A 23,262-nucleotide genomic window follows, 5' to 3' on the forward strand; every position below is an offset into this window, starting at 1 on the left:
GCCGGGGGATCCTCGCGTTCACGCCCCCGGCGGGCGCGGGCCGGAGGAGCGGCCGGCCCCGGCGCCGGCGAGCGCCGCCGCGATCGCGGTCGCGGCGCCGAAGACGACCGTCAGTCCCATGGCGACGCCGCTGCCCTTGTCGAAGCCGAAGACGAACGCGAGCTGAGCACGGAAGGCCGTGCCCCGCAGGAGCGGCGCCACGAAGATCGCCACCACGTAGAACGCGGACAGCGCGCACAGGGTCCACGCGCCGCGCGTCCCGCGGGCGAACGTGAACCCCGCCGCGAGCACCAGCAACCCGGCGCTGATGACGCCGCCGAGCACGTTCTCCCACACCAGCGCGGTCCAGCGTCCGGTCGGCCCGAGGGCGAAGACGACGTTGTAGAGCGCGAACCAGACGAGCATGCCGGTGGTGATCAGCGCCAGGGTGCCGGCGGTCACCGCCGCCGCGGCGTTCGCCCTCGGCCCGGGCGGCGCCGCGACCGGGCTCGGGCCGCCACCCCACGGTGCGGGTCCGCCCGGCCCATACGGGGGCGGGCCGGCCGGGGGCGTGACGGGAGCTGCGGGAGCGGCCGCGGGCGCCGTCGGGGTCCGGGCGGCGGCGGGCGCCGTCACCCGCGCCGACGCCAGGTCCAGGGCCCGCAGTGCGTCATGGACGGAAGCCGCGGACTGCGGGCGATCGGCCGGCTGCTTCGCGAGGAGCCGGAGCACCAGGGCGTCGAGGGCCACGGGCAGCCCTTCGCGCACCGAACTCGGGGCTTCGGGCGCACGGTTCAGATGGGCGGTCATCAGGGACACCGGGTCGCTCTCCTTGAACGGCGGTTCCCCGGTGAGCAGTTCGTGCAGGACGCAGCCGAACGCGTACAGATCGCTGCGGGCGTCGCCGGAGTGCTCCGCGAACCGCTCCGGGGCCATGTAGGCCAGGGTGCCCATGACCTGGCTGGACTTGTCGGTGGCGGCCATGAAGCGGGCGATGCCGAAGTCGAGGACCTTCACCTCGCCGCCGGCGGTGAGCATGAGGTTGGCGGGCTTCAGGTCCCGGTGCACCACGCCCGCGTCGTGCGCGGCGGCCAGCGCGGCGGCGATCTGGGCGGCCCAGTCGGCACTGGTCGCGGGCGGTGGCGGGCCGTCCTCGCGCAGTACGACGGCGAGGTTGCGCCCGGTCACGTACTCCATGACGAGGTAGAGCGTGCCGTCGCGCGGGTCGCGGCCCAGATCGTGGACGGTGACGACGCCGCGGTGGTTCAGGCTGCCCGCGGTGCGCGCCTCGCGGAAGAACAGGTCGGCGGCGGGGCCGTGTTGGTGGTCCGGCAGCAGTTTGACCGCCACGCGGCGCCCGATGACCAGGTCCCGGCCCTCCCAGACCTCCCCCATGCCGCCCCGGCCCACGAAGGCCACCAGTTCGTACCTGTCCGCTATGACTCGCACAACTGCCTTCCTCCACACCGCACCTGGCGGCACGCCTCGAAGCGCGCACCGCCGGCCCCCCGTCGGACCCGCGGCCGACAGCCGCCCCGCACATCCTGCACCAGTCACGCCGGCGCGGTCGCGGTCAGTCCGGCTCGCGGATCGCCTCCACCGCCTCGCGGACGTCCGGGTCGGGGTCCTCGGCCAGGGTGTCCAGGAGGGCGGGGACGCCCGGGGTGCTCCAGCGGGCCACCGTCCACGCGAGGTCCTCGCGGACCCCGGGGTCGGGGTGGGCGGCGAGGGGGGCCAGCCGGGCGAGGGGGCCGCGGCGGCGCAGGGCGAACCAGTGCAGCACCTCCCGCAGCGCGGCCGGGTCGCCGGGGTCGCCGGCCGCCGCGAGCCGGGCGAGCAGGATCCGGGCGGGCGGCGGGGGGCCGTCCAGCGGGTGGGGCAGCCGCTCGCGCAGGCGCCGCGCCCCGTACCCGCCGCGCACCCGGCACCCGAAGCAGGTGCAGGGGCGTACGCCGTGCGCGTCCGGCAGGTACCGCCAGCCCGCCACCTGCGGCGCGGCGCGGACCCGGTGGACCTCGCGCGGCATGATGGCCCGGGGCACGAACACCTCCCACCCGCGGGGGTCCTCCAGCGCCGCGATCCGGCGCACCGCCTCCGCCGCGGGAACGGTGGCCTGGGCGCCCCGGGCCCGGTCGCCGTAGCGTCCGGCCAACACCTCCTGCGCGTCGTCCAGCCGGACGTGGACGGCCACGAGCCCGCCCCGGCTGCCGGACCGGGCCAGCTCGCGCAGCCACTGGTGGGTGAGGGGGTACGACGCCAGCACCGGGAAGCAGTAGACCCCCCGCGCGCCGCCCTGCCCGTGACTGGCCGCCCGGATCCCGGAGCGCCGGATGCGCGCGGCGTTGGCCGCCGAGGTGAGGTGCACGAACATCGCCATGGCACGGGATCCTAGGCGGCCGCAGCCGGGCCATGGGCGGGCGCGCGGCCGGGCGTTGGCGGGCCTCCTCGAGGTGACAAAGTCGTTGCGGGGGTGCAGCGGGGTCGCAAAACATAGAGAACACTCGCTATTCTTTATTTCGCTGGCCAACCGACCCGATCCGACCGTTCGCCGGAGGGAGCTGCCCGCCATGCCGACCGCCGACTTACTCGCCCGGCGTCTCTTCCACTGCCTGCCCCGCACCGACCAGCGCCGCTGGGCCGGTGCCTATCTGTCCGGGCTGCTGGGTACGCCCGGGAAGAAGTCCGTGCGGAACATGGCACGCTCCACCGCCGCCCTCGGAGCCGCCTCGCAGTCGCTGCACCAGGTCGTCAACGCCAGTACCTGGGACTGGAATCCGGTCCGCCGGGAGCTCGCCGCCTGGTGCGGGGAGCAGGCCGGGGTGCGGGCGCTGCGGATGGTGCCCGTGGTCATCCCCAAGCGCGGGCAGTGCTCCGCCGGGGTGCACCGCCGCTTCGATCCGGCGGGCGGGCGCACCCTGAGCTGCCAGCTCGCGCTCGGCCTCTTCCTCGTCACCGACCTCGGCAGCGTCCCCGTCGACTGGCGGCTGTGCCTGCCCGGCCGCTGGAGCGAGGACGACGAGCTGTGCGAGCGGGCCCGGATACCGGCCGCCGCCCGCACCGCCCCAGCCGCCCCCGCCGGGCTCGGCCTCGACCAGGCCGCCGAGGCCGCCGCCGCGCACGCCGTCGCCGCGGGCGTCCCCGTCGTCGCCGAGGCCGCCACCGAGGCCCCCGCCGACGCGGTGCGGCTCATCGCCGGGCTGGCCGGACGCAGCCTCGGCTTCGCCGTCTCCGTCCCCCCGGGCACGCCCGTCCTGTGCGGTCCGCCCGGCGACCGTACGCAGCACACCACCGGCGTGGCCCGGCTCGCCGCCCGCCTCGGCGCCTCGGCCTACCCGCTCGCGGGCGGCCGGCTGCGCCGCGCGCCCGCGCTCATCCGGGTCCCGGGCGTGGCCCGCCCGCTGGCCCTGCTCACCGAATGGGACCCGGCCGTGCCCGAGCGGCCCGTGCGGCACTGGATCGCCGATCCCGACGGCCGCACCCTGGCCGCCGCCCGGTTCTCCCTCTCGGCCGCCACCACACAGTCCCTGTCCACCTCGATGGAGGTGCTGGAGGACTGCGGGCTGCTGGACTTCGAGGGGCGCTCCTTCCCCGGCTGGCACCGCCACATGACCCTCGTCGCGGCCGCCGCCGCCCACCGGCTGCTGAACGGTCCGCGGCAGGCGGCCGCCCTCCCGGCCCGCGCCGCCGCCCCCACGCGGGCCGCCGCCCCCGCCCATGTCCACGCCCGCGCCCACGCGTTCAGCGGCTGACCGTGCCGCGAACCAAGGAGTCGAAATGACCGTCGATACGGCGGCAGCCCCCGTCCGCGCGATCAAGCTGCCCGCGATCACCGCCGCCTCGCCCGCCGTCACCGCCGGCCTGCCCGCCCGCACCGCCGCCCTGCCCACGATCACCGCCCTGCCCGTCATCACCGCCCCGCGCCCGGTCACCCTCCCCACGCCCGCCTCGGCCCTGATGACCGGCTGCGTGCCCGTGCACGCACTGCTCGACGCCGAATCCCCCCGGCTCGCCGGGGTGGACCAGGATCACGTCCGGCTGCTGGCGGGCGTGGAGACCGAACTGCCGCCGATCGTCGTGCACCGCTCCACCCTGCGCGTGATAGACGGCATGCACCGGCTGCACGCGGCCCGGCTGCGCGGCCGCGAGTCCATCGCCGTCCGCTGGTTCGACGGCACCCCCCGCGAAGCCTTCCTGCTGGCCGTCGAGGCCAACAACCGGCACGGGCTGCCGCTGACCCTCTCCGACCGCCGCGAGTCGGCGCGCCGCATCCTGCGCGCCTGGCCCGACTGGTCGGACCGGGCGGTCGCCGCCAAGGTCGGGCTGTCCGGCAAGACCGTCGGTGTGCTGCGCCGCGCCGCCGCCGAGCAGGGCGAGTCCGCCGCGCCCGGCGAGCTGCCCGCCGCCCGGGTGGGCTGCGACGGCCGGGCGCGCCCGCTCAACGCCACCGAGGGAAGGCTGCGGGCGATGGACTACCTCGCCGTCCGCCCCGAGGCCTCGCTGCGCGAGATCGCCCGCTCCTCCGGCATATCGGTGGAGACCGCCCGCGACGTGCGCGACCGGCTCTCCCGCGGCGAGGGCCCCCTGCCCGGCAGCGGCGCGGGGGCGCGTACCGACGGACGTACGGGCGTACGCGCCCCCGCACCGGACGGCGACGGCGCGGCCGCCCGCTCCGGCCGCGCCGGCGCCCGCACCCCCGCCGGCCTCGACCTCCCCCTCGTCCTGGACTCCCTCAAGCGCGACCCCACCCTCAAGTACAGCGACGAGGGCCGCGCGATGATCCGCTGGCTGGAGGCCCGGATGATCCGCGAGGGCGAGAGCGGAGTGGTGCTGCGCGCCCCGGACCACCAGGCCCCGAAGATCGCCGCGATGGCCCGCGCCTGCGCCGCGCACTGGGACGAGATAGCCACCGAACTGGAACACCGCGGCGCCCGGTCGGACGCCGGGCCGAACTGAAGAGCCTTTGAGAGAAGATGAGTTGACACGATGACGACCACCGCGAACGCCACCGCAGGGAAGAGCGCGACCAGCGCGAAGAATCCGTGGGCCGCGCTGGCGGCCCTCTGTGTCGGCTTCTTCCTGATCATGATGGACACGACCATCGTGACCGTCGCGATCCCCGGCATCATGGACGGCCTGCACGCCGACCTGAACCAGATCACCTGGGTGCACAGCGTCTACCTGCTGACCTACGCCGTCCCCCTGCTCGTGGCCGGCCGGCTCGGCGACCGCTTCGGCCGCAAGCCCGTCTTCCTCAGCGGTATGGCCGTCTTCACCGCGGCCTCCCTGTGGTGCGGACTCTCCGGCAGCGCGGGCATGCTGATGACCGCCCGCGCCGTGCAGGGCGTCGGGGCCGCGCTGATGGCCCCGCAGACCATGGCCTTCGTGACCACCCTCTTCCCCGCCAACCGGCGCGGCGCGGCCCTCGGGATCTGGGGCGCCGTCGCGGGCCTGGCCACCACCGTCGGGCCGCTGCTCGGCGGTTTCCTCGTCGGCTCCGCGGGCTGGCAGTGGATCTTCCTGGTCAACGTGCCGATCGGCCTCGCCGGGCTGGTCATGACCGTGAAGCTGGTCCCCGGCGGCCAGCCCCGCAACCACCGCCGGTTCGACCTGCCCGGCACCCTGCTCTCCGGACTCGGCCTGTTCGCCGTCGTGTTCGGCCTGCAGAACGGCCAGCACTACGACTGGGGCACCGTCGCCGGACCGCTCACCGTGCCGATGGTCATCGGCGCGGGCGTGGTCCTGCTCGTCGTCTTCGTCCTGTGGCAGCGCTTCAACCCGCGCGAGCCGCTGATGCCGCTGTCCCTCTTCCGGCGCCGTCACTTCTCCACCGCCGCCTTCGCCGCGGCCGCCATCGGCTTCGCCGTCACCGGCCTGTACCTGCCGCTCACCCTCTACATGCAGGCGGTCATGGAGCTCTCCCCGCAGCAGGCCGGACTGCTGATGGTGCCCGTCGCCGTCTCCAGCGGCCTGGCCGGGCCGCTGGCCGGGACCCTCTCCGACCGGCTCCCCGGCAAATGGGTGGTCCTCGCCGGATTCCTGATCTTCGCGGCCGGACTGGGCATGATCGTGCTGGCGATGCGCCCCGACGGCGGGGTCTGGCAGCTCGCCGGCGCGCTGTTCTTCGCCGGGATCGGTACGGGCGCGGCCTTCGCGCCCATGGCCAACGTGGCCACCGGCTCGCTGCCCGTCGCCGACATCGGCGCGGGGGCCGGGATGTACAACTCGATCCGGCAGGTCGGCTGTGTCATCGGCGCCGCCGCCGTGGGCGTGCTGATGCAGGCGCAGCTGTCCTCGCGGCTCGCCACCGAGACCCTCGCGGAGAACGCCACGGCCGCCGAACGCCACGCGTTCCACGCGGGGTTGGCGCAGGCGTCGGGCACGACCCTGCTGCTGCCCGTGGCCGTCCTGCTCGTGGGCGCGCTCGCCTGCCTCCTGATGCCGTCCGGAAAGTCCGCGCCCACGGAGAAGCCCGCCGCGCAGCCCCTGGACGCCCCGAATTCCGACCTGCAAAAGGTCGGCTGAACCACCGCACCGTGTGCCATGGAAAGGAATATTGCTGATGTCCCCTGACACCACCGGTATCGACCACAGCCGGATTGACTTCGCTCCCCTCGTGGAATCGGTCACCGGACCGGTCTTCACCCCCGGACAGGAGGGTTACGAAGAGGAACTCACCGGATTCCAGGCCGGATACCGGCACACCCCCGCCGCCGTCCTCGGCGCCGCGAACGCCGAGGACGTCCGCCTCGCGGTCGCCTTCGCCGCCGCGCACGACATCGCCGTCGCCGTCCAGGCCACCGGTCACGGCGTGACCGTGCTCGACCGGGGCGGCCTGGTGATCAGCACCCGCCGCCTGACGGACATCACCGTCGACCCCGGGGCCCGGACCGCCCGCATCGAGGCGGGCGCCCGCTGGGAACAGGTCGTCGCGCTCACCGCCCCGCACGGGCTGGCCCCGCTCAGCGGCTCCGCCGGGCACGTCGGCGTGGTCGGCTACACCCTGGCGGGCGGACTCGGCCTGCTGGCCCGGGAGTTCGGCTATGCGGCCGACCTCGTCGAGGCTGTCGAGGTGGTCACCGCCGACGGGCAGGCGCGCCGGGTCACCGCCGACAGCGACCCCGACCTGTTCTGGGCGCTGCGCGGCGGCCGGGACAACTTCGGCATCGTCACCGCCCTGGAGATCTCGCTGCTGCCGGTCGCCACCGTCTACGGCGGCGGGATGTACTTCGACGCGGCGCAGGCCGACCTGGTCCTCGAGCAGTTCCGGAGCTGGACGGCCACCGCCCCGGAGAGCGTCACCGCCTCCCTCGGCATGATCGAGTACCCGCCGATCCCGGTCTTCCCCGAGCCGCTGCGCGGCCGCCACGTCGTACACGTCCGCTTCGCCACCACCGACCTCGCCGCGGGCCCCGGCCTGGTCGCGCCCTGGCGCGCGTTCGGCGCCGGGATCATCCACGAGCACCTGGGCGAACTGGCCTACCCCGAGGTCGGTTCGATCTACGCGGAGCCGACCTTCTCGCACGCCTACGACGGCAACAGCGTCCTGCTGAGCGAGCTGACCCCCGAGGTCCTGGAGGCCGTACGCACCCTCGCCGGGCCCGGATCGCCGGTGGACTGCATCGTCGACCTGCGCCACATGGGCGGGGCGCTGTCGCGGCAGCCCGAGGTGCCCAACTCCGTGCCGTTCCGCGAGGCCGCCTACATCCTGCGCGTCCTGTCGGGCTCGGACGAGGCACCGCTGGCCGACATCCGCGCCGCGCACGCCGCCCTGGACGAGGCCGTCAAGCCCTGGACCCTGGGCCGCTCGCTGAACTTCGTCTACGGCGAGCGCGCGGCCGACGCCTACGCGGGGGAGCTGTACGACCCGGCCACCCGCGCCCGCCTCGCCAAGCTCAAGGGCGTCTACGACCCGGGCAACCTGTTCCGCACGAACCTGAACATCGAGCCCGCCGCATAAGGCGTCCGCCACACGGCTGCGCCCCGGGACCGGTCCTCCGGTCCCGGGGCGCTGTCGTGCGTACGGCGCGTCCGAGGGCTCACGCGGCGGGGGAGCCCAGCCCCACCCGGTTGCCCGCCGGGTCGCGGACGTACGCCACCCGCTCGCCCCAGGGGGTGTTCTCCGGCTCCTGCACCACCGGGGCGCCGGCAGCCCGCAGGGCGTCCACGGTGGCGTCCACGGCCTCCACGAACACGAACAGGTCGACGCCGCCCGAGGGCCACTCGGCGGCCTTGTCGTCCCGGCTCACCGCCAGCTCCGCGTCATCGCGGCGCAGCGCGACGAAGTCCGGCTCGCCCTTCGCGGGGTGGCGGTGGCCGGCCCGGAAGCCGAGCCGCTCGTAGAACGCGGCGGTGGCCCCCACCCGGCGGGCGCGCAGCACGGGGAAGGCGCGCCGCACCGGGGCGGGGGCGGCCGGGCGGGCCGGGGTGAGGGGGGCCGAGGAGGGGAGGGCGCTCACGCCGCGGCCCCGGCGTCGCCGTCGGCGGTGCGGTCGGCGAAGACCTTCCACACCGGCAGCCGGGTGCGGCCCTTGGCGTCCAGCTCGGGGCGCCGGCCCGTGCGCTCGAAGAACTTCTCCATGCCGACCGCCACGCCCGCGTACTCCGACAGCTCCAGCGAGGTGATCGTCCAGCCCGCCGCGGTCAGCGTCGCGCGCAGCTCCTCCTCCGGAACCGACAGCGGTGCGGGCATCCCGCCCGGCACGTCGGCGAAGCACAGCACGCTCAGGCGCGCCCCCGGGCGGGTGACCCGGTGCAGGGCCGCCGCGTACAGGGGGCGGGCGGCCGACGGGAGGGTGTGGAAGAGGGCGCTGTCGAGGACGGAGTCGAAGCGGCCCTCGTAGCCCGTCAGGGCGGTCGCGTCGGCGACGGCGAACTCGATGTCGAGGTCGCCCGCCCGGGCGCGGGCCTGCTCGATGGCGGCGGAGGCGGCGTCGACGGCGGTCACCTCGTAGCCGCGGCCGGCCAGGAAGACGGCGTTGTCGCCGGGGCCGCAGCCCACGTCGAGGACCGCGCCCTCGAAGCGGCCCAGGCGCTCCAGCTCCACCACATCCGGCTGGGCCTCGCCGATGTCCCACGGGACGACCTTGATGGCGGCCCCTTCGAGGAGTTCGCCGCCCGTGTAGACGGCGTTGAAGTCGGCGGCGGCGTAGTCATAAGTCTGTTCCGTGGCGCTCACGCGAATCTCCTTGCGGTGAATTCGATCTCGGGGATCCGTAGGGTGCGGGATTCCCGGCAGTATCACCCGCCGACTCCCGTGTCCGAAACGCCGATTGGCGGACCGGCCCGTCCGTCCGAGGAAATTCCTCACTTGGACGGGGTGTCCGAATTCCCTTCGTGGACACGGCCGTTGTGCGTCGGGATGAATGGACCCCAAGCCTCCCCGACGGGTTAAGGAGCCGCAGTGACGACCGCAGTGACAGGCAAGGTCTGGTTCATCACCGGTACGTCCCGGGGCTTCGGCCGGGTCTGGGCCGAGGCCGCTCTCGAGCGGGGCGACCGCGTCGCCGCCACCGCCCGCGACATCGCCTCCCTCGACCCCCTCGCCGAGGCGTACGGGGACGCGGTGCTGCCGCTGGAGCTCGACATCCGGGACCGGGACGCGGCCTTCGCGGCCGTCGCCGCCGCCCACGCCCACTTCGGCCGGCTCGACGTCGTCGTGAACAACGCGGGCTACGGCCTGTTCGGCGCGGTCGAGGACGTCACCGAGGCCCAGGCCCGCGAGCAGCTCGACACCAACCTCTTCGGCACGCTGTGGGTGACCCAGGCCGTCCTGCCGGTCCTGCGGGCCCAGGGCAGCGGCCACATCCTCCAGATGTCCAGCATCGCGGGACTCGCGTCCTGGCCGATGCTCGGCCTCTACCACGCCTCCAAGTGGGCGATCGAGGGCCTGACCGACTCCCTCGCCCAGGAGGTGGGCCGCTTCGGCATCCACGTCACCCTGGTCGAGCCGGGCCCGTACAAGACGGACTGGCGCGGGAGTTCGGCCGTCTGGGCCGAGCCCTCCGAGGCCTACGCCGACTTCGCCAAGGCCCCGTCGGCGGGCTCCGCCCCCGGCGATCCGGCCGCCACGGCCGGCCCGGTGCTGGAGCTGGTCGACCACCCGGACCCGCCGCTGCGGGTGCTGCTCGGGGCGACCGTACTGGACACGATCACCACCGCGTACGAGGAGCGGCTGGCCGGGTGGAAGCAGTGGGACACCCTCGCCCGCGCCGCCCAGGGCGACTGAGCGCCCGAAGCCCCACCCGCACCGAACCCGACCCCCCCTTGAAGGGAACAAGACCGTGCAGAGTGAAGCCGTGAACGGCGTGGCCCCGGGCCGCGAGGAGCTGGTGGCCCGGGCGGCCGCACTGCGCGCGGGCCTGTGGGAGGACGCACCGCGGAGCGACGGAGCGCGGCGGCTGACCGGGCGGAGCATCGACGCGGTCACCGGCGCGGGCCTGATGAGGCTGATGACCCCGCGGCGCCTGGGCGGTTACGAGGCCGACATCCGCACCCTGCTGGAGGTCGCCACCGAGGTGGGCCGCGGCTGTGGCTCCACCGCCTGGATCACCGGCGTGCTGAACGCGGGCAACTTCGTCGCCTCCCTCTTCCCCCGCCAGGTCCAGGACGAGGTGTGGAGCCTGAACCCGGACGCCCGCACCGCCCTGGTGCTCGGCATGCCGGCCCGCGGCATCGAGGCCGCCGACGGCGGGGTGCTGGTCACCGGCGAGTGGGGCTACGTCTCCGGATCGCTGCACGCCGACTGGGTGGGCGTGCTGATCGCCGTACCGGTCCCGGACTCCGACCCGGTCGTCCACTTCGCCCTGATGCGGGCCGACGAGGTCGAGATCAAGGACACCTGGCACTTCGCCGGGATGCGCGGCACCGGCAGCAACACGGTCGTGGCCGCGGGTGTCTTCGTACCCGAACGCCGGCTGCTGCCCTACCTGCCGCTGCTCAACGGCGAGACGGACGGGGTGGTCGACCCCGCGAACCGCTACCGCAACAGCCTGGTCGGGCTCTTCTCCATCGGCCTGCTGGGCTCGCTGCTCGGCGGCGCCACCGCCGCCTTCGACTTCGTCCGCGAGCAGGCCCCCAAGCGGCCCGCCGCCGGGTCCCGCTACCCGAACCAGGCCGAGTCCCCCTCGCTCCAGCTGGACCTGGCCGAGGCCGCCACCAAGATCGAGACGGCGAAGCTGCTGGCCGCCAAGATCGCCGACGCGGCGGACGAGGCCGCGTACGCCGGGGAGTTCGCGGATGTCCTGGTCCGGGCCGCCGCCCGGCAGTACTCCACCCAGGTCGCCCAGCTCTGCCGGGAGGCCGTGGACGTCCTGATGACGGCCTACGGCTCCTCCGCCTTCAACGAGTCCAATCCGCTCCAGCGGATCTGGCGCGACGTGAACGTCGGCAGCCGCCACGCGGGCTTCGGCATGGGCATCCCGCAGCAGCTCTACGGCCGGGCCCTGATCGGCCGCGACCCCCGCGAGATCAGCCTGCTGGTCTGACCTCCCGCTCCCCACCGGAAAGGAACACCATGTCTTTCGAGCAGTCGGCCGACGAGCAGGCGGTCCGCGAGCACAACCGGTCCGTCGTGGAGCGGTACATGAACACCCGCGGCCAGGACCGCCTCCAGCGCCACCTCCTCTTCACCGAGGACGGCGTCGGCGGCCTGTGGACCAACGAGACCGGCGAACCGATCACCATCACCGGGCGCGAGCGCCTCGGCGAGCACGCGGTGTGGTCCCTGCGCTGCTTCCCCGACTGGGCCTGGACCGACGTCGAGATCTTCGCCACCCAGGACCCGAACCGCTTCTGGGTCGAATGCCGGGGCGAAGGAAAGATCGTTTATCCCGGATATCCCGTCGGTCACTACACCAATCACTTCATCCACTCCTTCCTCTTCGAGGACGGAAAGATCAAGCAGCAGCGCGAGTTCATGAACCCCTGCCAGCAGTTCCGCGCCCTCGGGATCGACGTCCCGCAGGTACGGCGCGAAGGAATCCCCACGTAATAAGGAGATGCCCGATGCCCGGCCTGCCCCCCGTCGAGTCCTATCCGCTGCCCACCGCCGCGGAACTGCCCGCCAACACCGTCTCCTGGACCCCTGACCCCGGCCGGGCCGTGCTGCTCGTCCACGACATGCAGCGCTACTTCCTCGCCGCCCTGCCCGACCCGCTGCGCGCGGACCTCGTGCACCACGCCTCCCAGCTCCGCAAGCGCGCCGCCGCCCTCGGCGTCCCCGTCGCCTACACGGCGCAGCCCGGCCGGATGACCGACGAACAGCGCGGCCTGCTCAAGGACTTCTGGGGGCCGGGCATGCGGACCGGGGACGCGGACCGCGAGGTGGTCGCCGAGCTGGCGCCCGACGCCGAGGACTGGGTCTTCACCAAGTGGCGCTACAGCGCCTTCTTCCGCTCGGGCCTGCTGGAGCGGATGCGGGCGGAGGGCCGCGACCAGCTCGTCCTGTGCGGGGTCTACGCACACATCGGAGTGCTCGCCACCGCCATGGACGCCTTCAGCCACGACATCCAGCCCTTCCTCGCCGCCGACGCCGTCGGCGACTTCTCCGCCGCCCACCACGCCTCGGCCCTGGAGTACGTCGCCCAGCGCTGCGGCCGGGTCATACCGTCCGGGGAGGTCTTCGCATGAACAGAGACCTCCTCGCCCGGATCCTGGCCGGAGACGTCGCCGACTTCGCCCTGCTGTACCGGCCCGAGCTCGCCCACGGCGCCGTCGAGGTGCTCGCCGGCCCCGTGCACACCCCGGACGCGCTGGCCGACGTACCGCTCGACGGCGACCAGGTGCTCGTGGTCGTCCCCTACCGGCAGCTCACCGAGCGCGGGTTCGCCGCCCCCGACGACGGGGCGCCGCTGCTCGCCATGACCGTCACCGAACGCGAGACGGTCCCGCTCGCCTCGCTGCCCGACCGGATCGCGGACCAGTCGGTGCGGCTGACCGGCGGCGGCTTCGACGTGGACGACGCGCAGTACGCGGCGACCGTCCGGCGGATCATCGCCGACGAGATCGGCGCCGGCGCCGGCTCCAACTTCGTCATCAAGCGCACCTACACCGCCGCCATCGGGGACTACACCCCCCGACGGACCGCGCCCGCCCTCTTCCGGCGGCTGCTGGAGCGCGAACAGGGCGCCTACTGGACCTTCGCCATCCACACCGGCGGCAGGACCTTCGTCGGCGCCACCCCCGAACGGCACGTCTCCCTCGCCGACGGCACCGCCGTCATGAACCCCATCAGCGGCACCTACCGCTACCCGCCCACCGGCCCCACCCTCGACGGGGTCACCCGCTTCCTCGCCGACCGCAAGGAAGCCGACGAGCTGTACATGGTGGTCGACGAGGAACTGAAGATGATGGCCCGGATCTGCGCCTCCGGCGGCCGCGTCACCGGGCCCCACCTCAAGGAGATGGCCCGCCTCGCGCACACCGAGTACTTCATCGAGGGCACCACGGACCGCGACGTGCGGGAGATCCTGCACGAGACGATGTTCGCGCCGACCGTCACCGGCAGCCCCCTGGAGAGCGCGGCCCGGGTCATCCGGCGCCACGAACCCGAGGGCCGCGGCTACTACGGCGGGATCGCCGCCCTCATCGGCCGCGACCCCGCGGGCGGGCGCACCCTGGACTCCGCCATCCTGATCCGCACCGCCGAGATCGGCGCGGACGGCAGGATGCGGATCGGCGTCGGCGCCACCCTCGTGCGCCACTCCGACCCCGAGTCGGAGGTCGCCGAGACCCGCGCCAAGGCCGCCGGGCTGCTCAGCGCCCTGGAATGCGACACCGCGGTGCGCTTCGCCGCGCACCCGCAGGTACGGGCCGCCCTGGAGGCCCGCAACACCGGGATCGCCTCGTTCTGGCTGCGCGGCTGCGCCGAGCGCGGGGACCGCGGCGCGTGGGAGCCCCGGCTGGCCGGGCTGCGCGCGCTGGTCGTCGACGCGGAGGACACCTTCACCGCGATGATCGGCCAGCAGCTCGCCTCCCTCGGCCTGGAGGTCAGCGTCCGCCGCTTCGACGAGCCGTACGACCCCGACGCCCACGACCTGGTGGTCCTCGGCCCCGGCCCGGGCGACCCGCGCGACGCGGCCGACCCCCGGATCGTGCACCTGGACGCCCTGGCCGGACAGCTCCTGGAGCAGCGGCGCCCGTTCATCGCGGTCTGCCTCAGCCACCAGGTGCTCAGCCTGCGCCTGGGCCTCGGCCTGGTCCGCCGCGCCACCCCCAACCAGGGCGTGCAGCGCGAGATCGACCTCTTCGGGACCGCGGAGCGGGTGGGCTTCTACAACACGTACGCCGCGCACAGCACCGAGGACAAGATCGACGCGGGGGACCTCGGCATCGTCGAGGTCAGCCGCGACCCGCACACCCGCGAGGTGCACGCCCTGCGCGGAGCGCACTTCGCGTCCATGCAGTTCCACGCCGAGTCCGTGCTCACCGTCGACGGCCCCCGGATCCTCGGGCAGGCCCTGCTGCGGGCCCTGGGGTCGCTGGAGGTGGCGGCCCGATGAGGGTGGACATCGCCTGGTGGGAGCTGGCCGGGACCGGAGCGAGCATCGACGCGCTGCGCGAGCACCTGCGCGAGGAGGCGGTGGACGCCTGGGTCGACGTACCCGGACTCGTCCTCAAGCTGTGGATCGCCGACCGGCCCGGCAACCGGTGGGGGGCCGTGATGCTCTGGACCGAGCGTCCCCCCACCGACACCCTGCCTGCCAACCGAGCCGCCGAGCTGATCGGCGGGCCGCCCACGCACCGGTCCCGGTTCGAGGTCGAAGCCGCGGTGGAGGGCGTACACCCCCTCGTCACCCTCCACGGGCTCGGCGCCGCGTTCGCCGACGCCACCTCACTCAGTCAGGGAGCGCTACCCCATGCATGACTACATGGTCGTGGATGCCTTCGCGCGCAACCCGCTCGAAGGCAACCCCGTGGCCGTCTTCTTCGGCAGCGAGGACCTCACCGCCGACCGGATGCAGGCCATCGCGCGGGAGATGAACCTCTCCGAGGTCACCTTCGTCCTGCCGCCCGACGCGGACGAGGCGGACGCGAAGATCCGGATCTTCACCCCGGTCAACGAACTGCCCTTCGCGGGCCACCCCATGCTCGGCACCGCCGTCGCCCTGGGGCTGTCCCGCAAGGCGCTCGGGGTCGGCCGCAAGGAGGAGCGGCTGCGGCTGGAGACCGGCATGGGAGTGATCCCCTTCGACGTCGGCATGGACAACGGGGACGGCTCGGTCATCGTCCAGATGCGCCAGCCGCACCCGAGCTGGGAACCGTACGAGCACGCGGAGGAACTGCTGGCGGCCCTGGGGGTCGACACGTCCATCGCCCCGGTGGAGATCTACCACAACGGCCCGCGGCACGTGTTCGTCGGCCTGGAGAGCGTCGAGGCGCTGTCCGCCGTGGAGCCCGACCACCGGGCGCTGTCCCGCTTCCCCGACATGGCGGCGAACTGCTTCGCCGGCGCGGGGGAGGAGTGGCGCACCCGGATGTTCTCCCCGGCCTACGGGGTGGTGGAGGACGCGGCGACCGGATCGGCCGCGGGACCCCTGGCCATCCACCTGGCCCGGCACGGGCTGGCCCCGTACGGACAGCGCATCAAGATCACTCAGGGAGTGGAGATGGGCCGCCCGTCCCGCATGTGCGCCACCGCGCACGGCCAGGCGGACCGGGTCAACGGGGTGCGGGTGGGCGGCTACGGCACGGTCATCGCCCGCGGAACCATCTACGTCTAAGGGAGCAGCAGCGGCCATGACCACGACGACGACCACGACAGCGACCACGGCAGCGGCGGCGCCCGGCACGCCGGCCACCACGACCGCGGCGGCGCGGGCGGCGGCGCTCGACACCAGCAAGTACGAGTCCCTGACCGGCGCCACCGACCTCCCCTTCCCCGAGTACGACGCCCCGCCCGCCGAACCCCTCGCGCTGGCCCGGCAGTGGATCGCGGACGCCGTCCGGCGCGGGGTCCGCGAGCCCCGCTCGCTGGCCCTGGCCACCGCCACCCGGATGGGCCACGCCTCCAACCGGATCGTCACCATCGCCCGGGAGACCGAGCGCGGCTTCGTCTTCACCACCCACAGCACCAGCCGCAAGGGCCGCGAACTGGCCGACAACCGCTGGGCGTCCGGCGTCCTGTACTGGCGCGAGAGCGGCCGCCAGCTCATCCTGTCCGGCCCGGTCACCGCGCTGTCGGCGGCCGCATCGGACGAGCTGTGGGCCGCGCGCCCCACCCCCCTGCACTCGATGACCACCGTCTCCCACCAGAGCGACCCCGCCACCGACCTGGAGGAGCTCCGCCGGCAGGCGCTGGGCCTCGCCGAGGGCGGCCAGCCGCTGCCCCGCCCCGAGCGGTTCACCGGCTACCTGCTGGAGCCCGCCGAGGTCGAGTTCTGGAACGCCGCCTCCGACCGGCTGCACCGCCGGCTCTCCTACACCCGCCTCGGCTGCGACTGGCACACGAGCCGCCTCCAGCCGTGACCACCCCCGCCCCACGAGACCCGACCCGACCGGAAAGGACGGACGGCGCGATGGAACCTTCCACGCTCACCGGCACCATGGCCCGCGTACCCGGCCCGGTGACGGTGGTGACCACGATCGACGGGGACGGCAAACGCTGGGGATTCACCGCCAGTTCGTTCAGCTCCGTCTCCCTCGACCCGCCGCTCGTCTCCGTCTGCCTGGACAAGGGCGCCAGTACCCACGCCGCGTTCGCCACCGCCCGGAACTTCCTGATCAACGTCCTCACCGAGGAACAGCACGCGGTGGCCCGGCGCTTCGCCACCTCCGGGATCGACCGGTTCGCCGCCGGGGACATGCAGACCTGCGAGCTGGGACTGCCCGGCCTGCGCACGGCCGGCGTCCGGGTCGCCTGCTCCATGCACTCGGCCGTCGACGCGGGCGACCACACCATCCTCCTCGGCTTCGTCGAGGAGGCGTACACGAGCGACCGCACCCCCCTCGTCTACTACAACCGCGCCTTCGCCCGGCCCGCCCCCAACGCGTCCCGGGCCGACCAGGACTTCAGCGCCTGCCACATCGCCGACTGGTGACCCTTCGAGCCGAGGAGCCGTACGCCGTGACCACCGCAGCGCCCACCACCGCACCCGCCGCAGCGCCCACCGACCAGAGCCTCGCCGTGAACGTCGCGGTCATCTACTACTCGGCCACCGGGCACGTCACCGACATCGCCCGGGAGATCGCCGAGACCGCCGAGAAGGCGGGCGCCGAGGTCCGGCTGCGCAAGGTCGCCGAACTCGCCCCGCAGTCGGCGATCGACGCCAACCCGGTCTGGGCCCGGCACGCCGCCGAGACCGCGACCGTCCCGGTGGCCACCCCCGACGACCTGCTGTGGGCCGACGCGGTCCTCTTCGGCTCGCCCACCCGCTTCGGCAACGTCTCCGCCCAGCTCAAGCAGTTCCTCGACTCGCTGGGCCCGGCCTGGAGCCAGGGCCTGCTCGCCGACAAGGTCTACGGCGGCTTCACCTCCACCGCCAGCGAGCACGGCGGCCAGGAGTCCACGCTGCTCGCCCTGACCGCCTCCTTCCACCACTTCGGCGGCATCGTCGTCGCCCCCGGCTACACGCACCCCGACAAGTTCACCGACGGCAACCCCTACGGCACGGCCCACTGGTCCGGCGGCAAGGGCGCCCGGCCCGTCGACGACACCACCCGCAACGCCGCCCGCGCCCAGGCCGAACGCGTCGTCCGCTTCGCCCGCGCCGTGAAGAACGCCTGACCGGCCGAACCCACACCGCCCGCCCGCACCCCGGAGCCCGGAGCCCGCCATGACCATCGCCACCATCGGCCCGCCGCACACCGAGCGCGCCACCGACTACCGCTCGCTCACCGACCTCCTCGCCGGGTCCGTCGCGCGCTTCCCGGAGCACACCGCGATATCGGCCGGCGGGATCTCGTACACCTACCGCCTCCTCGACGGCTGGACGAACGCCATCGCCGCCCTGCTGGTGCGCAGCGGCGTGGGCAGCGGGGACCGGGTGGCGCTGCGGCTGCCGCCGGGGGCCACGGCCATCGCCGCGATGATCGGCGTGATGAAGGCGGGCGCCGCCTACGTGCCGCTCGACGTGCGCAACCCGCCCGCCCGCAACGAGTTCATCGTCTCCGACAGCGCGGTGGCCGCCTTCCTCGGCGACCCGGACGGCTGCCCCACCGGCGCCGTCCCCGTCCTCGCCGAGGAGACCCTCGCGGCCCTGCTGGACGGGCCGGTCACCGCCCCGCCCGCCGGACCCGGCCCGGACCCGCGCGACATCGCCTACATCATCTACACCTCCGGCACCACGGGCCGCCCCAAGGGGGTGCTGGTCCCGCACGGCGCCGCCGCCGTCCTGCTGGCCGGCGCCGACGGGCCGTTCGCCTTCGACGAGCGCGACAGCTGGCTGCTGTTCCACTCCATCTCCTTCGACTTCTCCGTCTGGGAGATCTGGGGCCCCCTGTCCACCGGCGCCCGCGTCGTCGTCCTGCCCGCCGGGACCGCCCGCTCGCCCGAGGCCACCCTGCGCTTCATCGAGCAGGAGGGCATCACCGTCCTGAACCAGACCCCGACCGCCTTCGGCGCGCTCAGCACCATCGCGCTGCGCGAGGACACGGCGCTGCCCGCCCTGCGCTACGTCATCTTCGGCGGGGAGAAGCTGACCCCCGAGACGGTCCGCCCCTGGTCCAAGCGGTTCGGCCTCTCCCAGCCGGCGCTGGTCAACATGTACGGCGTCACCGAGGCCGCCGTCCTCAGCACCTACCACCCGGTGACCGAGGAGGACCTGGACCGCGACGACCTGCCCGTCGGCATCCTGCTCTCCGGCAGCGCCCGCGTGGTCACCGACGACGGCCGCGACGCCGCCCCCGGCGAGGAGGGCGAGCTGTGGCTCGCCGGGCCCCAGGTCACCGACGGCTACCTCGGGCGCCCCGAGCTGACCGCCGAACGCTTCCCCACCGTCGACGGCGTCCGCTACTACCGCAGCGGCGACCTCGTCAGCCGCCGCCACGACGACCGCTTCGTCTACCGCGGCCGCGCCGACCTCCAGGTCAAGCTGCGCGGCCACCGCATCGAACTCAGCGACATCGAACTCGCCGTGCAGGCCCACCCGGCCATCGCCGACGCCGTCGTCTGGGTGCACGCCTTCAAGCCCGGCGACGACCGGCTCGCCTGCGCCTACATCGTCGCCGAGGGCGCCGAGGACCCCCGCCCCCGCACCCTGCGCGGGCACGTCCGCGACCTGCTGCCGTCGTACATGCACCCGTCCGTCTACCAGGCGCTGCCGCTGGCCTACCTGCCGCGCACCGTCAACGGAAAGGTCAACCGGGCCGAGGTGGCCCGCATCTGGGAAGAGCAGAGGAGCCAGTCCGCATGAGCATCCCCCAGCACCACACGACCGCGGCCGCACTGCCCGCGGAGGTCCGCGAGGCCACCCGCGCCTGGGTCGCCGAGCTGCTCGAAGAGCCCGACGTCACCTTGGAGGACACCTTCCTGGAGCTGGGCGGCCACTCCGCCCTCGCCCTCCAGCTCGGCCGGTACGCCCACGAGCGCTTCGGCAACGAATACGACCTGCTGGTCCTCTTCGAGCGCTCGCTCGGCGAGGCCGCCGACGAGCTGACCGAGCGGATCGCCCGGATCACCGCGGCCGACGCGGAAGCCGCCTGAGGCCGCCGTGGTCGACATCGGAATCGTCTCCTTCGGCTACGCGTTCGGCGAGGACCAGAGCGTCGCCGGCGCCGCCGCCGACTACGTCAGCGACCCCGAGCGGGTCGTGAAGTGGGGGTACCACACATTCCACCGCGCCCCCGACGGAGTCACCGGCACCGACCTCTCGCGCAGCGCCGCCGAACAGGCCCTGTCCCGCGCCGGGATCACCGCCGACGCCCTCGACCTGGTCGTCGTCGCGATCACCGACATGCCCGAGTACTCCTACTGGGACAGCGCCTCCGCGCTCGCCCGGGAGCTCAAGATCGGCCGCACCCAGACCCTGCTCCTCCAGGAGGGCTGCGGCTCCGGGGTCAACGGCCTCTTCTACGTCGCCTCCACCCTCGCCCTGCAACCGGAGGCCGAATACGCGCTGTTCGTCGTCGTCAACCGGGTCAGCGAATTCCACCGCAACCGGATGAACGTCATCAACACCGTGCTGTCCGACGCCGCCGTCGCCGTCGTCGTCCGGCGCGGCCACGGCTCCAACAAGTGGCTCGCCAGCGAGCAGTTCACCGACCCCGAGTACAGCGACCTGCTGCGCCTGGACTTCGGCGGCGCGGTCACCCCGCTGCCCCCGGCCGGCTGGACCAGCGCCGACGCCCCCTCCGCCTACGACCAGGTGCGCGAGCAGTTCGGCGGCAACCCCGCCGCGCTGCGCACCTTCATCGGCGAGCGCTACACCCGCCTGGTCGAGGTCGTCGAGGGCGCCTGCCGCCGGGCCGGGGTCGCGCGCACCGACATCGACCACGTCATCTACCTCAACGACGTCCCCTCCAGCATCGCGGCCGTGGCCGGACCGCTCGGCATCCCGCTGGAACGCACCAACGCCGCCATCGCCCCCGGCCACGGCCACATGGGCGGCGCCGACCAGCTGATCTCGCTCGGCCTCCAGGTGGAGAGCGGCGAACTGAACCCCGGCGACCTGGTGGCCCTGTGCGGGATCTCCACCGGCCGCTGGTGCGCCACCTTGATCCGCGTCTAGCCCGTGACGTGAGCAGCACGCCCGGTCACCCGGGCCACCAGACCAGCGCGTACGCCGGCGGGGCCGTCCATTCCCCCGTGCCGGGCCCCGTCGGCGTACCCGCTGCCCCGCCCGAAGGAGACCACCGTGCCCTCGCCCGCCCACCCCATCCTGGACCTTCCGTACGACGTGCAGCCCGATCCGGACGAGTTCCTGCGGGCCGCGATGGAGTGGCACTTCCATCCGGAGACCGGATCGCCGTTCTGGCTGCGGCGGGCCGAGACCCTCGACTTCGATCCCCGCACCGACATCAAGTCCCACGCGGACCTGCGGCTCTTCCCCAACGTCACCGGCGAGCTGCGCCACGTACGCGCCGAGGACCTCATCCCGCGCGGCTACGGCTCCGCACCCGACGTCGTCGGCGTCTTCGAGAGCGGCGGCACCACCGGCGCCCCCAAGCGGGTCGTCCTGACCCGCGACTGGCTGGAGCGCATGGTGGCGTGGTCCAACGCCAACATCGACGCCCACGGCTTCCCCCGCGGCGCGAACTGGCTCGGCCTGGTCCCCACCGGCCCGCACATCGTCGGCGAGTTCTTCCACCGCTCCGCCACCACCCACGGCGCCCGCGGCTTCACCATCGACCTCGACCCCCGCTGGGTGAAGAAGCTCATCGCCCAGGGCCGCGGCGCCGACGCGGGCGCCTACGCCCTGCACCTGCTGGAACAGGCCGAGTTCGTGCTCCGCTCCCAGGACATCGGCGTCCTCACCATCACCCCGTCCGTCCTGGAACGCCTGGCCGGGCGCGAGGACCTCGTCGAGCTGGTCAACCACAAGGTGAAGGCGATCCGCTGGGGCGGCACCCAGCTCGACCCCGACTCCCGCCACCTCTACAAGACGGAGATCTTCCCCGACGTCGCGTTCTGCGGGAACTACGGCAGCACGATGATCCTCGGCTTCGCGGGCGAGCGGGCGGGCCTGCCCGACGACGAACCCTGCGTCTTCGACCCGCTCAGCCCCTACGTCACCTTCTCCGTGGTCGACCCCGCCACCCGCGAACCGGTGCCCTACGGCGAGCGCGGCCAGGTCCTGGTCAGCCACGTCAGCAAGGGCTTCCTGCTCCCCAACAACCTCGAGCGCGACCTCGCCACCCGGCTCCCCGCCAACGGCGCCCTCGTCGGGGACGCCGTCGCCGACATCGCCCCCGTCGCCACCTTCGAGGACGAGCCCGTCATCGAGGGGGTGTACTAGTGAGCACCGTCCCCCGGCTCGACGCCCTCGGCCCGCGCGGCGCCTTCCGCGCCCGCAAGCGGCTCACCGTCACCGACGTCAGCGGCGCCCCCGCCGCCGAACTCAGCCTGGTCCCCGCCCTGTTCGTCGACCGCGCCGCCAAAGCCCTGCACCGGGCCCGGCCGATGGACGCCGACGCGCGCATCGCCGCCATACTGCGCGCGGCCCGCCTCTTCGCCACCGCCGAACTCGACGGCCGCTCCATCGCCGCCCACGAACGCGCCGTCAGCCGGGTCGGCGGCGTCCCCCTCGCCGTCGTACGGGCCACCACCGCCACCCTCGCCGCCCGCCTCACCCGCGTCCACGACAGCCTCGCCCAGGCCCGCCCGGCCGGCGCCGCCGAGGACTGGCGCTCCCCGCTCACCCGCACCGGCCGCGCCGTGTGGACCCGCCGCGGCGAGACCTTCGCGGTCATCGCCGCCGGGAACCACCCCGGCACCCACAGCCTGTGGCCCGAGGCCCTGGCGCTGGGCTACCGGGTCGCCGTCCGCCCCTCCCGCCGCGAACCCTTCACCCCGCACCGGCTGGTCACCGCCCTGCGCGCCGCCGGATTCGGCGACGACCAGATCGCCCTGCTGCCCACCGAACACGCCGAGGCCGACACCCTCGTACGGGCCGTGGACCGCTCCCTCGTCTACGGCGGCGAGGACGTCATCCGCAAGTACGCCGGGGACCCCGCCGTCCACCTCCAGGGCCCCGGCCGCAGCAAGATCCTGATCACCGCCGACACCGACTGGCGCGATCACCTCGACACCGTCGTCGCCTCCGTCGCCGGACACGGCGGCACCGGCTGCGTGAACACCACCACCGTCCTGGTCGAAGGCCCCGAAGCCGCCACCGCCCTCGCGGAACAGCTCGCCGAACGCCTCGCCGTGCTCCCCGCCCTGCCCCCCGAGGACGACAAGGCCGTCCTGCCCGTCCAGTCCCTCGAGGGCGCCCTCGCCATCGAGCGCTACCTGCTCTCCCACACCGAGGGCACCCGGGCCTGGCTCGGCGGCGACGGCATCGCCGAGGAACTGGGCGACGGCAGCGCCGCCCTGCGCCCCGCCGTGCACCAGCTGGACCGCGCCGACGCCCCCCAAGCGGGCATCGAACTCCCCTTCCCCTGCGTGTGGGTGGCCCCCTGGACGCCCGCCGACGGCATCGGGCCGCTGCGCGGCAGCCTCGTCGTCACCGCCCTCACCCACGACGAACACCTCCTCGACGACCTGATCGCGGAACCCACCATCGGCAACGTCCACGCCGGCGACCACCCCACGTACTGGATGGGCCCCGGGCTCCCGCACGACGGCTACCTCGCCGAATTCCTCATGCGCAGCAAGACCGTCATCCGCGACTGAAAGGAGCGGCCATG

The 23,262-nt window shown here is 73.9% G+C and carries 23 protein-coding genes; 19 read left to right on the forward strand and 4 right to left on the reverse strand.

Annotated elements, in window-relative coordinates; all coding sequences use genetic code 11:
- Positions 1-18 precede the first annotated feature (18 nt).
- Together ABT084_RS29860 and ABT084_RS29865 are read right to left on the reverse strand one after the other, a co-directional pair.
- Positions 19-1,428, reverse strand: a complete 1,410-nt coding sequence (locus ABT084_RS29860) for a serine/threonine-protein kinase (protein ID WP_351050400.1) — start codon at positions 1,426-1,428, stop codon at positions 19-21.
- Between the two features lie 124 nt (positions 1,429-1,552).
- Positions 1,553-2,356 carry a HEAT repeat domain-containing protein gene (locus ABT084_RS29865; protein ID WP_351050403.1) on the reverse strand — a complete coding sequence of 268 codons (804 nt, stop codon included), beginning with the start codon at positions 2,354-2,356 and terminating at the stop codon, positions 1,553-1,555.
- A 190-nt stretch (positions 2,357-2,546) separates the two neighbouring features.
- Between ABT084_RS29865 and ABT084_RS29870 the strand changes: the two genes are divergently transcribed.
- Genes ABT084_RS29870 through ABT084_RS29885 form a run of 4 tightly spaced genes read left to right on the forward strand, consistent with a single transcriptional unit; the run spans position 2,547 to position 7,936 of the window.
- Positions 2,547-3,728: an IS701 family transposase gene (locus ABT084_RS29870; protein ID WP_351050406.1), complete on the forward strand. Its 1,182-nt coding sequence runs from the start codon at positions 2,547-2,549 to the stop codon at positions 3,726-3,728.
- A gap of 25 nt (positions 3,729-3,753) precedes the next feature.
- Complete coding sequence (locus tag ABT084_RS29875) at positions 3,754-4,932, forward strand: ParB/RepB/Spo0J family partition protein (RefSeq protein WP_351050409.1); 1,179 nt, start codon at positions 3,754-3,756, stop codon at positions 4,930-4,932.
- Between the two features lie 30 nt (positions 4,933-4,962).
- Positions 4,963-6,501 (forward strand): MFS transporter, encoded by a 1,539-nt coding sequence (locus ABT084_RS29880; RefSeq protein ID WP_351050412.1) that lies wholly within the window; start codon positions 4,963-4,965, stop codon positions 6,499-6,501.
- 37 nt (positions 6,502-6,538) lie between these two features.
- Positions 6,539-7,936 carry an FAD-binding oxidoreductase gene (locus tag ABT084_RS29885; RefSeq protein WP_351050415.1) on the forward strand — a complete coding sequence of 466 codons (1,398 nt, stop codon included), beginning with the start codon at positions 6,539-6,541 and terminating at the stop codon, positions 7,934-7,936.
- 79 nt (positions 7,937-8,015) lie between these two features.
- Here ABT084_RS29885 and ABT084_RS29890 read toward each other — a convergent pair whose 3' ends face one another.
- Positions 8,016-8,435: a VOC family protein gene (locus tag ABT084_RS29890; RefSeq protein ID WP_351050417.1), complete on the reverse strand. Its 420-nt coding sequence runs from the start codon at positions 8,433-8,435 to the stop codon at positions 8,016-8,018.
- On the reverse strand, positions 8,432-9,154 hold the full coding sequence (locus ABT084_RS29895) for a class I SAM-dependent methyltransferase (protein ID WP_351050420.1): 723 nt from the start codon (positions 9,152-9,154) through the stop codon (positions 8,432-8,434). Before ABT084_RS29895 ends, ABT084_RS29890 begins: the two co-directional genes overlap by 4 nt.
- Positions 9,155-9,379: 225 nt before the next feature.
- Here ABT084_RS29895 and ABT084_RS29900 point away from each other — a divergent pair, with 225 nt between their 5' ends.
- The 15 genes from ABT084_RS29900 to ABT084_RS29970 all read left to right on the forward strand — a co-directional run bounded on the left by ABT084_RS29900 (position 9,380) and on the right by ABT084_RS29970 (position 23,248).
- Positions 9,380-10,204, forward strand: a complete 825-nt coding sequence (locus ABT084_RS29900) for an SDR family NAD(P)-dependent oxidoreductase (RefSeq protein WP_351050423.1) — start codon at positions 9,380-9,382, stop codon at positions 10,202-10,204.
- A 55-nt stretch (positions 10,205-10,259) separates the two neighbouring features.
- A complete protein-coding gene (locus ABT084_RS29905) occupies positions 10,260-11,462 on the forward strand; it encodes an acyl-CoA dehydrogenase family protein (protein WP_351050426.1) in 1,203 nt (400 codons plus the stop codon).
- Between the two features lie 29 nt (positions 11,463-11,491).
- The gene (locus tag ABT084_RS29910; protein WP_351050429.1) at positions 11,492-11,968 is read left to right on the forward strand and encodes a PhzA/PhzB family protein; all 477 of its coding nucleotides are present in this window, start codon (positions 11,492-11,494) and stop codon (positions 11,966-11,968) included.
- Positions 11,969-11,982: 14 nt separating this feature from the next.
- Entirely contained in the window at positions 11,983-12,606 is a 624-nt protein-coding gene (locus ABT084_RS29915; RefSeq protein WP_351050432.1) for an isochorismatase family protein, read from the forward strand.
- Complete coding sequence (locus tag ABT084_RS29920; protein ID WP_351050435.1) at positions 12,603-14,477, forward strand: anthranilate synthase family protein; 1,875 nt, start codon at positions 12,603-12,605, stop codon at positions 14,475-14,477. Before ABT084_RS29915 ends, ABT084_RS29920 begins: the two co-directional genes overlap by 4 nt.
- Positions 14,474-14,842, forward strand: a complete 369-nt coding sequence (locus ABT084_RS29925) for a hypothetical protein (protein WP_351050438.1) — start codon at positions 14,474-14,476, stop codon at positions 14,840-14,842. The genes ABT084_RS29920 and ABT084_RS29925 overlap by 4 nt, the downstream gene beginning before the upstream one ends.
- Positions 14,835-15,698 (forward strand): PhzF family phenazine biosynthesis protein, encoded by an 864-nt coding sequence (locus ABT084_RS29930; protein ID WP_351050441.1) that lies wholly within the window; start codon positions 14,835-14,837, stop codon positions 15,696-15,698. Before ABT084_RS29925 ends, ABT084_RS29930 begins: the two co-directional genes overlap by 8 nt.
- A 16-nt stretch (positions 15,699-15,714) precedes the next feature.
- The gene (phzG, locus tag ABT084_RS29935) at positions 15,715-16,443 is read left to right on the forward strand and encodes a phenazine biosynthesis FMN-dependent oxidase PhzG (protein ID WP_351050444.1); all 729 of its coding nucleotides are present in this window, start codon (positions 15,715-15,717) and stop codon (positions 16,441-16,443) included.
- Between the two features lie 50 nt (positions 16,444-16,493).
- Entirely contained in the window at positions 16,494-17,015 is a 522-nt protein-coding gene (locus ABT084_RS29940) for a flavin reductase family protein (RefSeq protein ID WP_351050446.1), read from the forward strand.
- Positions 17,016-17,041: 26 nt separating this feature from the next.
- Entirely contained in the window at positions 17,042-17,701 is a 660-nt protein-coding gene (gene wrbA / locus ABT084_RS29945) for an NAD(P)H:quinone oxidoreductase (protein ID WP_351050448.1), read from the forward strand.
- Positions 17,702-17,750: 49 nt separating this feature from the next.
- Positions 17,751-19,328 carry an amino acid adenylation domain-containing protein gene (locus ABT084_RS29950; RefSeq protein ID WP_351050451.1) on the forward strand — a complete coding sequence of 526 codons (1,578 nt, stop codon included), beginning with the start codon at positions 17,751-17,753 and terminating at the stop codon, positions 19,326-19,328.
- Positions 19,325-19,618 carry a phosphopantetheine-binding protein gene (locus ABT084_RS29955; protein WP_351050454.1) on the forward strand — a complete coding sequence of 98 codons (294 nt, stop codon included), beginning with the start codon at positions 19,325-19,327 and terminating at the stop codon, positions 19,616-19,618. The genes ABT084_RS29950 and ABT084_RS29955 overlap by 4 nt, the downstream gene beginning before the upstream one ends.
- A gap of 7 nt (positions 19,619-19,625) precedes the next feature.
- Entirely contained in the window at positions 19,626-20,642 is a 1,017-nt protein-coding gene (locus tag ABT084_RS29960) for a 3-oxoacyl-ACP synthase III family protein (protein WP_351050457.1), read from the forward strand.
- Positions 20,643-20,768: 126 nt separating this feature from the next.
- Entirely contained in the window at positions 20,769-21,869 is a 1,101-nt protein-coding gene (locus tag ABT084_RS29965) for an AMP-binding protein (protein WP_351050460.1), read from the forward strand.
- The gene (locus ABT084_RS29970; RefSeq protein ID WP_351050463.1) at positions 21,869-23,248 is read left to right on the forward strand and encodes an aldehyde dehydrogenase family protein; all 1,380 of its coding nucleotides are present in this window, start codon (positions 21,869-21,871) and stop codon (positions 23,246-23,248) included. The genes ABT084_RS29965 and ABT084_RS29970 overlap by 1 nt, the downstream gene beginning before the upstream one ends.
- Positions 23,249-23,262: the final 14 nt, after the last annotated feature.

The organism is Streptomyces sp. NPDC002138 (genome assembly GCF_040296485.1).
GTDB lineage: Bacteria > Actinomycetota > Actinomycetes > Streptomycetales > Streptomycetaceae > Streptomyces.